At 70.5% G+C, this 13,535-nt stretch carries 11 protein-coding genes; 5 read left to right on the top strand and 6 right to left on the bottom strand.

All coding sequences use genetic code 11. From position 1 onward, the window contains the following. Positions 1 to 50: 50 nt before the first annotated feature. From yicI to IFT88_RS13740, 5 genes are all read right to left on the bottom strand, one after another. Positions 51 to 2,333 (bottom strand): alpha-xylosidase, encoded by a 2,283-nt coding sequence (gene yicI / locus IFT88_RS13720; RefSeq protein ID WP_192121215.1) that lies wholly within the window; start codon positions 2,331 to 2,333, stop codon positions 51 to 53. 25 nt (positions 2,334 to 2,358) lie between these two features. Next, entirely contained in the window at positions 2,359 to 3,273 is a 915-nt protein-coding gene (locus tag IFT88_RS13725) for a carbohydrate ABC transporter permease (protein ID WP_056229774.1), read from the bottom strand. Then, a complete protein-coding gene (locus IFT88_RS13730; protein ID WP_043593177.1) occupies positions 3,273 to 4,175 on the bottom strand; it encodes a carbohydrate ABC transporter permease in 903 nt (300 codons plus the stop codon). Before IFT88_RS13730 ends, IFT88_RS13725 begins: the two co-directional genes overlap by 1 nt. A 98-nt stretch (positions 4,176 to 4,273) precedes the next feature. Beyond that, entirely contained in the window at positions 4,274 to 5,569 is a 1,296-nt protein-coding gene (locus tag IFT88_RS13735) for an ABC transporter substrate-binding protein (RefSeq protein WP_192121217.1), read from the bottom strand. Between the two features lie 126 nt (positions 5,570 to 5,695). After that, a complete protein-coding gene (locus IFT88_RS13740; protein ID WP_192121219.1) occupies positions 5,696 to 6,712 on the bottom strand; it encodes a LacI family DNA-binding transcriptional regulator in 1,017 nt (338 codons plus the stop codon). 229 nt (positions 6,713 to 6,941) lie between these two features. Between IFT88_RS13740 and xylA the strand changes: the two genes are divergently transcribed. The 5 genes from xylA to IFT88_RS13765 all read left to right on the top strand — a co-directional run bounded on the left by xylA (position 6,942) and on the right by IFT88_RS13765 (position 12,887). Beyond that, on the top strand, positions 6,942 to 8,132 hold the full coding sequence (gene xylA, locus IFT88_RS13745) for a xylose isomerase (RefSeq protein WP_043593145.1): 1,191 nt from the start codon (positions 6,942 to 6,944) through the stop codon (positions 8,130 to 8,132). Positions 8,133 to 8,263: 131 nt separating this feature from the next. Continuing rightward, entirely contained in the window at positions 8,264 to 9,409 is a 1,146-nt protein-coding gene (locus IFT88_RS13750) for a glycosyltransferase (protein ID WP_192121221.1), read from the top strand. Positions 9,410 to 9,469: 60 nt separating this feature from the next. Beyond that, positions 9,470 to 10,162 (top strand): TetR/AcrR family transcriptional regulator, encoded by a 693-nt coding sequence (locus IFT88_RS13755; RefSeq protein ID WP_192121223.1) that lies wholly within the window; start codon positions 9,470 to 9,472, stop codon positions 10,160 to 10,162. Beyond that, entirely contained in the window at positions 10,159 to 10,887 is a 729-nt protein-coding gene (locus IFT88_RS13760; RefSeq protein ID WP_192121225.1) for a hypothetical protein, read from the top strand. Before IFT88_RS13755 ends, IFT88_RS13760 begins: the two co-directional genes overlap by 4 nt. Continuing rightward, entirely contained in the window at positions 10,884 to 12,887 is a 2,004-nt protein-coding gene (locus IFT88_RS13765; RefSeq protein ID WP_192121227.1) for a YhgE/Pip family protein, read from the top strand. Before IFT88_RS13760 ends, IFT88_RS13765 begins: the two co-directional genes overlap by 4 nt. 90 nt (positions 12,888 to 12,977) lie before the next feature. Here IFT88_RS13765 and IFT88_RS13770 read toward each other — a convergent pair whose 3' ends face one another. Further along, a complete protein-coding gene (locus IFT88_RS13770) occupies positions 12,978 to 13,394 on the bottom strand; it encodes a DUF3151 domain-containing protein (protein WP_056229788.1) in 417 nt (138 codons plus the stop codon). Positions 13,395 to 13,535: the final 141 nt, after the last annotated feature.

Genomic DNA, 13,535 nt, shown 5'->3' on the forward strand with positions numbered 1-13,535 from the left:
ATCGACGGGGTCGTGACGCCCGTCACGGTGCCGCCCGCCGCCGCCCGGCGTCAGACCTCGTCGACCTGCCAGCCGGTGGCGGCGGTCTCGACCGACACCGCGCCTCCTGACCGCCTGACGACGAAGTCGGCGGACTCGCCACCGGGCGTCGTCACCGTGAGCGAGCGGGTGCCGTCGCCGCCGGGGAACACCTTGAGCACGAGACCGTCGAGGTAGTCGTGGTCGGGGCGGTCGTCCCGCGCACCGACCGGGATCACCGCCCCCTCACGCACGTAGAGCGGCAGGCTCAGCACGTCGTGCACCTCGGTGCGCCAGACGCCGGCGCCCGCGTCGACGACGTCGCCGGTCCACCAGTTCGTCCAGCGTCCGGCCGGCAGGTACACCTCGACGGTGCCGTCGGCCGAGAAGACCGGCGCGACGAGCAGGTCGTCGCCGAGCAGGTACTGCGTGTCGACGTGGGCGGCGCCTCGGTCGTCGGGGAAGGCCAGGGCCATCGGACGCATGACCGGCAGTCCCGAGCGCGACGACTCGAGCCCGGCGGCGTAGAGATAGGGCATGAGGGACAGCTTCAGCTTCGTGAAGCGGCGGGTGACCTCGACGGCCTCGTCGTCGAAGGCCCACGGCACCCGGTACGACGAGCTGCCGTGGAACCGGCTGTGGCTCGACAGCAGACCGAAGGCCGTCCACCGCTTGTAGACCTCGGCGTCGGGAGTCCCCTCGAAGCCGCCGATGTCGTGGCTCCAGAACGAGAAGCCGCTCATCGCCAGGGACAGTCCGCCGCGGAGGGTCTCGGCCATCGACTCGAAGGTCGACGTCGAGTCGCCACCCCAGTGCACGGGAAGCGCCTGACCGCCCGTCGTCGCCGAGCGGGCGAAGACGACGGCGTCGCCCTCGCCGCGCACCTCCTCGAGCACCTCGAAGACCGCCCGGTTGTAGAGCTGTGTGTACCAGTTGTGCATGCGCTCGGGGTCGGAACCGTCGTGCCAGACGACGTCGGTGGGGATGCGCTCGCCGAAGTCGGTCTTGAAGGCGTCGACGCCCTGGGCCTGCAGCCGACGCAGGTGCCCCTGGAACCAGGCCGTCGCCTCGGGGTTCGTGAAGTCGACCAGGCCCATGCCGGCCTGCCAGAGGTCCCACTGCCAGACGCTGCCGTCGGGGTTCCGGACGAGGTAACCGGCCTCGGCCGCCTCGCGGAACAGCGCCGAGCGCTGACCGATGTACGGGTTGATCCAGACGCAGACGCGCAGGTCGCGCTCGTGCAGCCGGGCGAGCATGCCCTCGGGGTCGGGGAACACGCGGGGGTCCCACTCGAAGTCGCACCACTGGAACTCGCGCATCCAGAAGCAGTCGAAGTGGAACACGCTGACCGGCATGTCACGGCGGGCCATCTCGTCGACGAAGCCCGTCACCGTCGCCTCGTCGTAGTCCGTCGTGAACGACGTCGACAGCCACAGGCCGTACGACCAGGCCGGAACGTGAGCCGGGCGGCCGGTCAGCCGCGTGTAGCGGTCGAGCACGTCGGCCGGGGTCGGGCCGGCGATCACCAGGTAGCGCAGGGTCTCGCCCGCGACCGAGAACTGCACCCGTTCGACCGACTCGGAGCCGATCTCGTACGAGACGTGGCCCGGGTGGTCGACGAGGACGCCGTACCCGCGGTTCGTCACGTAGAACGGGACGTTCTTGTAGGCCTGCTCGCTCGACGTGCCGCCGTCGGCGTTCCACACGTCGACCGTCTGGCCGTTCTTGACCAACGGGCCGAACCTCTCGCCGAGGCCGTAGACGAGCTCGCCGACGCCCAACGAGAGTTGCTGCGAGACGTAGCTCGGTGCGAGGACGCGTCCGGTGCCGGCCCGGGCGTTGCCGAGCATCGCCCCGTCGACCTGGGCATCCGCGGCGACCCGGTGGTAGCCGACCGACTTGTGGCCCGACCGGGTGAGCACGGTGTCGCCGTCGCGGAACGTCAGCTCGAACGGTGCCCCGCGACCGACCGTGGCGGTGAGGCGTCCCGAGGTCAGGGTCGCGCCTCCTTCGCTCGTCTCGACCACCCCCACTCCGGCGGGGCCGCCCTCGGAGCCCACCAGGTCGAACCCGATCTCGTCGCGACCACCGGCGAAGTGGGTGACGTCGACGGCGATGACACCCTCCATCGGTGAACTCAGCGTGATCGTGAGCGTCGGGCGGTTGAGCGTGTCGCCCCGCGAGGCGATCACCTTGGTGGGCGCGGTGACCTCGATCGAGCGTCCGTCCTCCCGGGCCTCGACGTCGTGGGCCTCCTGGGCGAAGAGGGACTCGACCCCCGGTCGGATCTGCCAGAAACCGTCGGTGAACTTCATGTGGAGCCTTTCGGGGTGGAACGCGTCACTTGACCGCGCCGGCCGTGATGCCGCGGGTCAGGGTGCGCTGGAAGATCAGGAAGAAGACGAGCGTGGGGATCAACCCGAGCAGGGCCGACGCGCTCGTCGTGGTGACGTCCATCAGCCGGTCGCCCTGCAGGGCGGTGATGGCGACGGGGACCGTCTGGTTGCCGTTCGAGACCAGGAAGGTGAGCGGGATGAGGAACTCGTTCCAGGTCCAGATGAAGAAGAAGATCGCGAGCACCGACAGGGTCGGCCGGCTGATCGGCACGATGACCCGCCAGAGGATCTGCCACCGGCTCGCCCCGTCGAGCGACGCCGCCTCGAGCACCTCTTTCGGGAACGTGCCGTACACGCTCGAGAGCAGGTAGGTGCCGAAGGCGCTCTGGATCACCGTGAAGATGATGATGACCGCCCAGATGTTGTCGTAGAGGCCCACCTGTTTGAACATGAAGTACAGCGGGTAGAGCAGGGCCTCCTGCGGCAGCATGTTCGCCAGCAGGAACAGCACGATGATCCAGGTGCGACCGCGCACCCGACCGATGCCGAGCGCGTAGGCGTTGAACACCGAGATGACCACGGCGAACAGGGCCACCAACCCGGCGATGACGAAGCTGTTCCAGAGCTTGGCGGGGAACTCGACACGGTTCCAGAAGTCCACGAGGCCGTCGAAGTACAGCGACGTCGGCAGGCTGAGCGGCCCACCGGCCGTGTAGTCGGCGGGCGACTTGAACGAGTTGACGAGGATCAACAGGAACGGCAGGGCGATCAGCACGCCGAAGGCGATCGCCGCGCCGAGGATCAGCCAGTCGGTGGCCGTCTTCTTGCGCCCCCGTTGCCTGGCCTTCGGGAGGCGCGGGCTGGGCACCGCGGGACGGATGCGGTCGTCTTTCACCGGCGGCGCGACGGTCGTGGCCATCAGCGGTCCCTCTCTGCTCGTTCGACCCGGTTCTGAGCCCGGATGAAGAAGATCGTGATGACGACGATGACGAGCGTCAGCGCCGTCGCGATGGTCGCGCCGTAGCCGACCTGCTGGCTCTGGAAGAACTCGCTGTACGCGTAGTAGCTCGGCACGATCGTCGAGTCGCCGGGGCCGCCACGGGTCAGGGCGTAGATCGGACCGAACACCTTGAGGGCCGCGATCGTGCAGGTCAGCACGACGACGAAGATCTCGGGGCGGATGATGCTCACCGTGATCGCCCGGAACCGCTGGAACCAGCCGGCGCCGTCGAGTTCGGCGGCTTCGTACAGCTCGGGGTCGACCCGTTGCAGGGCGGCCATGAAGATGACGACGGGATAGCCGAGCTGCACCCAGACCATCACCACCATGATGCTGAGCAGGGCGGTGTCGGGGCTGCCGAGCCAGTTGTGCTGCAGGGCGCCCAGCCCCACCGCGTCGAGCACGGTGTTGAGGGCGCCGTTCTCGGGTCGGAGTATCCAGCCGATGACGATCGCGGCGATCGCCACGGGCAGGATCTGCGGCAGGTAGTAGGTCGCCCGCAGGAACGACGCGAGACGGCCGCCGAACTTTCGGCCGATGAGGTCGAAGAGCATCGCGGCGAGCAGCAGGCCCAGCACCGTGGGGACGACCACCATCGCGATGATCAGGAAGACGCTGTTGAGGAAGGACGTCCAGAACCGGTCGTCGCTCATCAGCTCGCGCCAGTTGTCGAGCCCCGCCCAGGTCGGCGGGCGGATGCCCCGGTAGTCGGTGAAGCTGAGGTAGACGTTCCAGATCAGCGGGACCAGGATCACGACGGTGAACAGGACGAAGCCGGGGATCAGGTACAGCCAGAAGCCCGCGCGGCGGGCTCCGGGCAAGAGGCTCTCCTCCGGCGGGAGGGCCGACGACGTGCGTCGGCCCTCGCGACGGGGGCGCGCCTCCCTGGCACCGGGTCGGGTGTCGAGGGAGGTCACGGCTACTTCCCGGTGATGTCGTCGACGCCGCTCTGGTACTGGTCGCCCAGGGTGGTCAGCATCTCGTCCGGCGTGGTCGTGCCGTTGACGAGTTCTTGGGTGCCGGCGACCAGCTGGTCGTAGAAGGTCGGCGTGGGCCAGTCCGGGTAGAACGCCAGGCCGTCGCGGTCGAGCAGGGTGTTGAAGTTCGCGATGAGTTCCTGGCTCTTCGGATCGGTGATGTCGGCGGGGTCGGCCTTCACCGGCACGCCGCCGTTGTTCCCGATGAGGTTCTGGATCTCGGGGCGCATCGTGATGTCGATGAACTCGTACGCAAGGTCCTTGTTGGCCGCGTTCTCGGGGACGACCCAGAGGTTGCCACCCGACCCCGGTGCCATGTCGCTGCCGGGGAACAGGAAGGTGCCCCAGTCGAAGGTCGCCTCGTCGGCGACCCGCCCGGCCCACCAGCTGCCGGAGACCATGATCGGCGCCCCGCCGCTCATGAAGGTCGTGCCCATGTCTTCCGCCTTGATGCCGGTGACGTCCTTCGAGATCCAGCCGTTGTCGACGTACTCCTTCAGCTTGTCGGCGGCGTAGGTCAGCTCAAGGCCCTGCCAGTCGACGTCACCTTCGTAGAGCTGGTAGTCGTCGACGAACGAGCGATCGGCCTTCGAGAGGGCCAGCTGGTAGAACAACTGCCCGAGCGGGTACTCGCCACCGGCCTCGGCGAGCGGCGTGATGCCGGCGTCGGCGAAGGTCTGCAGGGCCGCCTCGAACTCGTCGTACGTCGTGGGCACCGCGATGCCCTGCTCGGCGAAGGCGTCCTTGTTGTAGTACACCTCGACGTACTCGCCGTAGTTCGGGATGCCGTACCAGCTGCCCGAGCCCATGACGCCCTTCTCGTCGTACTTCGAGGTCGTGGCGATCGACGGGGCGAGGTCGTCGTCCCAGCCGTACTCGTCGACGGCGTCGTCGAGGTTCGCGAGCAGCCCCTGGCTCGCGAGCAGGCCCGCCGTGGCGTTGCCCTTGTTGTACTCGAGGATGTCGGGCGCCTCGTTCGAGTTGAGCACCTGGCTGGCGGTCGAACGGATCTGCTCGAAGCTCTTCTCCTCGAATTCGACCTTCGCGCCGGTCTCTTCCTCGAAGGTCTTGATGGCCTGGTCCCAGGCGACGCCCATCGCGCTGGTCTCGCTCTCGAAGTGCCAGAGCTTCAGCACGTTGGGGTCGGAGGACCCTCCGCTGCCGGCCGAGCAGCCGGTCAGCAGGGCCGCGGTGGCCGCGAGGGCCGTCCCGACGGCGACGATGCGTCGTTTCTTCATGGTGTCTACCTCCTCGTAGAAGCCCCCTGCCGACCGTCGAAGCGTTTCGACGATCGGCGTGGAGCGATGTGTTCTGTCCGTCGGATGACGGTGGTGCGGTGCTGCGTTGTTGCGGTCGGTGGACGCTCAGGAGGCGCGGGCCGGCCCGGAGACCGAGCCCTTCGCCAGATAGGTGGGTGCGATCAGCTCGACGCCCGTGTCGAGACGGCCGTCGATCCGCTCGAAGGCGGCCTCGACCGCCCGGGAGCACATCTCGTCGATCGGCAGCGGGATGGTGTCGAGGGCCGGCTCGAACTCGTCGGCGGGGTAGCTGGCACAGGCCGCCAGCACCGAGAGGTCGCGAGGCATCTCGAGCCCGAGGCGCCGGACGCGCTGGAGGACGGCCTCGGCGGTGGGCTCGCTGCAGTGCAGCACGAGCGCGGTCATGCCCGGCAACCGCTCGCGGAGGTCGTCGAACGCCCGGACGGCCGACGCCCGCCCGAGGTCTGCCGCCACGGTCAGGGTCTCGACACCGCGGCCGTCGGCGCGGGTGGCGAAGGCGTCGTCGAAGCGACGGATGAAGCCGGTGTCACGCTCGCCGTACGACGCCGGGTGGCCGATGACGCCGATGGACCGGTGCCCGGCGTCGGCCAGGCGATCGACGCTCTCGGCGGCAGCTGCGGCGAAGTCGAGGTCGATGCAGGCGAGGTCGTCGACGCCCTGGGGGATGCCGATGAAACCGGCCGGCAGGTCGAGCTCGCGGACGAGGTCGACGCGTTCGTCGACGGTCGCCACGCCGATCGCGACGACGCCGTCGACGAGCGAACTCGAGGCCACGCGACGGATGCCCGACACCTCGTCGTCGGTGGCGAGCAGCAGCACGTCGTAGTCCCGACGACGAGCCGCCTCGACGACGGCGGTGACGAACCGCATCTGGGTGGGCTGGTGGTTGTCGGGCCGGATCGGCGCGCTGAGCGCCAGGATGTTGGTCCGGGCACCGGCGAGCATGCGGGCTCCGGCATGCGGCCGGTAGCCGAGCCGCTCGACGGCGTCGGTGACCCGCTGCCGGGTCGACGCCGCGATCGACCGTTTGCCGGACAGGGCGTACGAGACCGTCGAGATCGACACACCGGCGGCCTGGGCCACGTCGTGGATCGTCGTCATGATGACCTCGCTGTCGGTTGCCGAACGGGTGCGGAAGCGCTTCGACTGCCGCGGATCGAGACACTACGTCAGCCGCGACGGGGCGCGCAAGTCTTTTGTGGGAGCCCGCGACAAATGACCAGCGCCCCTTCCGATCGACGCGACGACCGGATATGTTGAGTCTCACAACATTCGCGCAGGGGCGGGATCGCCCCACGCGACCGACCGCTCGACCCTGGAAGGGACACCGATGTCCACCACCCCCACCCGCGAAGACAAGTTCTCGTTCGGCCTCTGGACGATCGGCTACAACGGCTCGGACCCCTTCGGCGGCCCGACCCGCCCGCAGCTCGACGTCGTCGAGGCCGTCGAGAACCTCGACCGCCTCGGCGCCTACGGGCTGACCTTCCACGACGACGACCTGTTCGCCTTCGGCTCGACCGACGCCGAGCGCCAGAAGCAGATCGACCGCCTGAAGGGCGCCCTCGACGCGACCGGCATCGTCGTGCCCATGGTCACCACGAACCTCTTCAGCGCACCCGTCTTCAAGGACGGCGGCTTCACCTCGAACGACCGCGGCGTCCGTCGTTTCGCCTTGCGCAAGGTGCTGCGCAACATCGACCTCGCCGCCGAGCTCGGCGCGAAGACCTTCGTCATGTGGGGCGGCCGTGAGGGCGCCGAGTACGACAGCGCCAAGGACGTGCAGGCCGCCCTCTCGCGCTACAAGGAGGGCGTCGACATGCTCTCGCAGTACGTGCTCGACAAGGGTTACGACCTGCGCTTCGCGATCGAGCCCAAGCCCAACGAGCCCCGCGGCGACATCCTGCTGCCGACCCTCGGTCACGCCATCGCGTTCATCGAGACGCTCGAGCACCCCGAGATGGCCGGCGTCAACCCCGAGGTCGGTCACGAGCAGATGGCCGGGCTGAACTTCACGGCCGGCATCGCCCAGGCGCTGTACCAGGGCAAGCTCTTCCACATCGACCTCAACGGCCAGCGCGGCATCAAGTACGACCAGGACCTCGTGTTCGGCCACGGCGACCTGCAGAACGCCTTCTCGCTCGTCGACCTGCTCGAGCACGGCTCGCCCCAGGGCGGACCGACCTACGACGGCCCGCGTCACTTCGACTACAAGCCCTCGCGCACCGAGACGATCGACGGCGTGTGGGAGTCCGCGGCCGCCAACATGCGCATGTACCTGCTCCTCAAGGAGCGCGCGCAGGCGTTCCGTGCCGACCCCGAGGTACAGGAGGCCCTGGTCGCGAGCCAGGTCGCCGAGCTCTCGGTGAACACCCTCGCCGACGGCGAAGGCTACGAGCAGTTGCTCGCCGACCGCGCCTCCTACGAGGACTTCGACGCCGACGCCCACTTCGGTGGACACGGCTACGGCTTCGTGCGCCTGCAGCAGCTCGCCCTCGAGCACCTGATGGGCGCTCGCTAGACGGCCACCCTCCGAACGGTGGCGACTCGCCGCTCACGCCAGGACGTGAGCGGCGAGTCGTGTCATCTCGGGCAGGTCCCGTCGTGCGCTACCGTGCAGGAGCACCCCGCCCGACCGAACGGACACCGACCTTGCCCGCACGCCTCCGCCGCCGCCGCCACGCCCCGACCGGCCGTCCGTCGGTCGCCGTCATCGGCACCCGCGGTTACCCCAGCTACTACGGCGGGTTCGAGACCGCGGTGCGCCGGATCGCCCCCGCCCTGGTCGACGCCGGATGGGACGTCACGGTCTACGGTCGCGACGGGTCGACGCGCGACGACGACCCCGCCCGCGACCGTCGCGTGACCTCCCGCCTGACGAAGGGCGTCGAGAGCAAGTCCCTCAGCACCCTGAGCTACGGCCTCACCGCCGTGCTCGACGCCCTCGTGCAGCGGCCCGACGCGGCCCTCGTGATGAACGTGGCCAACGGCTTCTGGTTGCCCCTGCTGAGGCTGCGGGGCATCCCCGTGCTGGTCAACGTCGACGGCATCGAGTGGGAGCGCGCCAAGTGGGGGCGCGCGGCCAAGACCGTGTTCCGTCTCGGAGCCAAGGCGAGCGCACGCTTCGCGGACGGGTTGATCTGCGACGCCCGCGAGATCGTCCGACGCTGGCAGGCCGACTTCGGGGTGGACGGCCTGTTCATCCCCTACGGCGGCGACCCGGTCCGCGACCTGCCGGTCGAGCCGGGCCAGCGACACCGGGGGTACGCCCTCGTCGTCGCACGCTTCGTCCCCGAGAACACCGTGGTCGAGTTCGTCGAGGCGGCCCGCACGATCGCCGAGCGGCACGACGTGGTCATCGTCGGCTCGACCGGCTACGGCGGTGAACTCGACGACCTCGTTCGCCGACTGGCCGAAGAGGACGACCGCGTGACCTGGCTCGGCCACGTCAGCGACGACGACCGCCTGCACGCCCTCTGGCAGCACGCCGGGGCCTACTTCCACGGCCACAGCGTCGGTGGCACGAACCCCGCACTGGTGCAGGCCATGTTCGCGGGCGCCCCCGTCGTCGCGCGCGACACCGTCTACAACCGCGAGGTGCTCGACGGGGCCGGCGTCCTGGTGGCGCCCGAGCCCGCCGCCATCGCCGCCGCCGTCACCGCGCTGCTCGACGACCCCGCCGAGCAGCAGCGCCTCAGCGAGGCGGCCCTCGCTCGTGCTGCGGACGCCTACACCTGGCGGTCCGTCTGCGACGCCTACGAGGAGGCGCTGCGAGCGACCCTGCCCCGCTCGCGCTGACCGACGACCGCGGTGCCGAAATAAGTTGCACAAAGGTGTGCAAGATCGTACGATCAGGGCATGCCTGCCGCCGATGCCCCCGTGCGCGCCACCCGCGCGCCACGCCGTGACGCCACCGCGAACCGCGATGCGCTGATCACCGCCGCGGCGTTGCTGCTCAACCGCGACCCGTCCGTGTCGCTCGAAGCCATCGCCGCCGAGGCGGGCCTCTCGCGTCGCTCGGTCTACGGCCACTTCGCCACACGGGACGACCTGGTGCGCGAGGTCAGCGTGCGCGGTGCCGCCCGCATCGCCGTCGCTGCGCGCCCCGCCCCGATCGCGGACCCGGTCGTGCAGCTCGCCTCCCTGGCCGCCCTGCTCTGGGCCGAGGTCGAACACGTGCGGGTCATGGCCCAGCTGACCGTGCGCGGCCCGATGGCCCACGAGGTCGGCGAGGCCCTCGCCCCGCTGCGGAAGGCCGTGCGCGACGTCGTGCGGCGCGGCGTCGAGTCCGGACGCATGCGCGACGACATCGCTCCGCGCACGCTCGCGCACCTCGTCGAGGGTGCCGCCCTGTCGGTGCTCGACGAGGCCACGACGCAGCGACTCAGCCGCGCCGAGGGCCACCGACTCGTCATGCTCGCGGTGCTCGGCGTCGTCGGCCTCGACTGGCGCACCGCCGGAGACCTCGTCGCGACGGCCCCGGAACTCGCGCTCCCTCCCGAACAGGCGACCGGCGCCTCCTCGACGCCCCCGACCGGAGAACCCGCATGAGACTCGAACTGCACGACGTCGCGATCGGCGACGACCCCGGGGCGGCCCTGCCCCCGCTCAGCGCGGTCGCCGACCGCTGGACCCCCGGCTTCGTGGCGGTCGAGACCGAGAACGCGCCCACCCTGGCATCGCTCGTCGCGGGGGGCCGCATGCGCCCCGAGGCCGGCCGGGTGACGGTCGACGGTCGGTCGGACGACGCGGCGATCCGCGCCTCCTTCGCCCTCGTCGACACACCCACCGTCGCCGAACCCTTCGCCGCCCTCACGGTCGTGCAGGTCGCCCGAGAAGAACTCGCCCTGGCCGGGCTCCGCGCCGACAAGGCCTCGGCCCGACTGCTGCTCGACGAGATCGGCCTGCGCGAACACGAGCGGACGCGCCTGAGCGCCCTGCCCACCGAACTGCGCGTCCGCCTGCTCTGCGAGTTGGCCGTGCTGCGTCCCGAGGTACGCGGGCTGATCGTGACGACCCCCGAACGTCACGGGGGTGACGTCGAGGCCTGGCTCTCGGTCGTCCACGACCTCGTCGGTCGTGACTACACGGTGTTGACGATCACCGGGTTCGCGGCCCTCGCGACGATCGAGTCGCTGCCCACGCCCGAGTTCGCCCCGACGGCTGCGGTCGAGACCGACACCGTGCCCGAGACCGACACCGCCCCTCCTTCCTCCCCCGACGACACCGTGGTCGCCACCACCACCGACACCCCCGTCGAAAGCGACCAGCCGTGAAGATCTACGCCCTCGTCCGTTCCGAGCTGCAGCGCCTCACCGCCACCCCGCTCGCCCGCCTGGCGCTCGTCGCCCTGATGACCGTGCCGCTGCTGTACGGCGGCCTGTACCTCTGGGCCAACCAGGACCCCTACGCGAAGCTCGACCAGATCCCGGCCGCACTCGTCAACACCGACGCCGGCACGACGGTCGACGGCGAGACGGTGAACTACGGCGACGAGGTCACCGACCAGATCACCGACGGCGGCGACTTCGACTGGCACGTGGTCTCGGCGGCCCAGGCCGCGGCGGGCCTGCGCGACCAGACCTACGACTTCACCTTCACGATCCCGAAGGGTTTCAGCGACGACCTGACCTCGGCGAGCGGCGACGACCCGAAGCGGGCACAGATCACCCTCGCGACGAGCGACGTCAACAGCTACCTCTCGTCCACGATCGCCGAGCAGGCCGCGAAGACCATCCGGGCGTCGGTCACCGAGAAGGTCGGCAAAGAAGCAGCGGGCCGACTGCTGGTCGGCCTGGCCGACGTGCGCACGAACCTGGGCAGCGCGGTCGACGGGGCGAACCAGCTCGTCGCCGGCACCGGTTCGGCCGTCGCCGGGGCGAACCAGCTGGCCGACGGCGCGGCCGACGCGGCGACCGGGGCCCACACCCTCGCCGACGGCACGAGCCAGCTCAGCTCGGGCGCGTCCGCGCTGGACACCGGTCTGCAGACCCTGAAGACCCAGACGACGGACCTGCCCGCGCAGACCCAGACCCTGGCGGACGGCGCCGCCCAGGTCGCGGCAGGCAACGACGCGTTGGCCACCGGCGTGGCCGACGCGGCGACGACGAGCGCGACGGCCGCGGCCGCCCTGCCCGCCGCCCAGCAGCAGGCGCAGCAGCAGATCGCCGGAGCCCTGCGGCAGCAGGGGTACACCGACGAGCAGATCCAGCAGATCGCCGCGACCTTCGCCCCCGCGACCGAGTCGCTGACGACCGCCCTCCAGGACGCGAACACTCAGATCCAAGGGCTGAACACCCAGGTGGGGCAGCTCGCCACGGGCGCCGACCAGGTCTCGACCGGTGCCGCGACCCTGTCCGCCGCCACGCCGGCCCTGACCCAGGACATCTCGTCGGCCGCCACCGGCTCGTCGCAGCTCGCCACGGGTGCGGCGAGCGCCGCCACGGGAGCCTCGACCCTCGCGACCGGCCTCGACACCCTGAGCAGCGGCGCCACCTCGCTGCGCGACGGCGTGGTCAGCCTCGACACCGGCACCACACAGCTCCGCGACGGGCTGCAGAGCGGACTCGGCGAGATCCCCTCGAGCACCGAGCAGACGCGTGACGACCAGGCCAGCGCCATCAGCGACCCCGTCTCGGTGAAGGACGCCGCGCTGACCAGTGCCGGCACCTACGGAGCGGGGCTCGCCCCGTTCTTCATCAGCCTCGCGGCCTGGATCGGCATGTACGCACTGTTCCTGATCGTGAAGCCGATCTCGAAGCGGGCGATCACGGCCGTCAAGGCCCCCGTACGCATCTCGCTGGCCGGCTGGCTGACCCCGGTCGTGCTCGGCGTCGTCCAGATGGTGGCGCTCTACGTGATCGTCACGCAGGCGCTCGGTTTCGAGGTCGCCCACCCGCTCGGCATGATCGGACTGATGGCCCTCGCCTCGGCGGCGTTCGCGGCGATCATCATGACGCTCAACGTCTGGCTCGGCAGCGTCGGGCAGTTCCTCGGCCTGGTGTTGATGGTCGTGCAGCTCGTCACGGCCGGCGGCACGTTCCCCTGGCAGACCCTGCCCGCCCCGCTCGCGGCGCTGCACTTCGTGCTGCCGATGAGCTACGCCACCGACGGCCTGCGCCAGGTGATGTACGGCGGCAGCTCGGCCGCGGCCTGGGGCGACGCCGGCGTGCTGGCGGCCTGGCTGCTGGGCGCGCTCGTGCTGACCTGGGTGGCGACCTCCCGGATGACGCGTGCGCGCACGCTGCGCGATCTGCGGCCGTCACTGATCGGCTGAGGCCGGCGCGGCGGCGGTCGCCGTCGGGAACGCAGGAGGCGCGGGTCGGGTGACCCGCGCCTCCTGCGTTCTCGACGTCGGTCGCGCCGGTCAGCCCGCCTGGGCCTCGAGCGTCGGCAGGACGCTCGGGTCGGCGTCACCGAGGAACGTCGTCAGCCGCTCGACCTCGTCGGTCTCGCCGATGGCGGTCGCGCCCCGACGGAGGGCGAAGAGAGACCGCAGCACGCCGCGGTTGGGCTCGTGCGACCACGGCACGGGGCCCTGGCCGCGCCAGCCCGCCTTGCGCAGGGCGTCGAGCCCGCGGTGGTAGCCGACCCGGGCGTAGGCGTAGGCCTCGAGCTCGGCCCCGCGGGCGGCGGCCTCGTCGCTGAGCAGCGCCCAGGCCAGGGACGAGGTGGGGTGGGCCGTGACGACCTCGGCCGTGGTGAGGGTCTCGAGGTCGGCGACGACGGCGGGTTCGGCGGGCAGCCGGGTCTCGGGCACGCCGAGCAGGTTCGTGGAGGTCATGCACCCATCATCCACGAGTCGTCGCCGTGGCCGATCGACCCCGACCCGAGGGGGTGGATTTAATGCAATACTGCGCATGCCACGCGTGACATGACGCCGTCCCGGTGGCGTGCGGTCACCGCACCTGCCCGTGCGTCCTGC

Origin of the sequence: Frigoribacterium sp. CFBP 8751 (assembly GCF_014841545.1) — a bacterium.
Classification (GTDB): Bacteria; Actinomycetota; Actinomycetes; order Actinomycetales; family Microbacteriaceae; genus Frigoribacterium.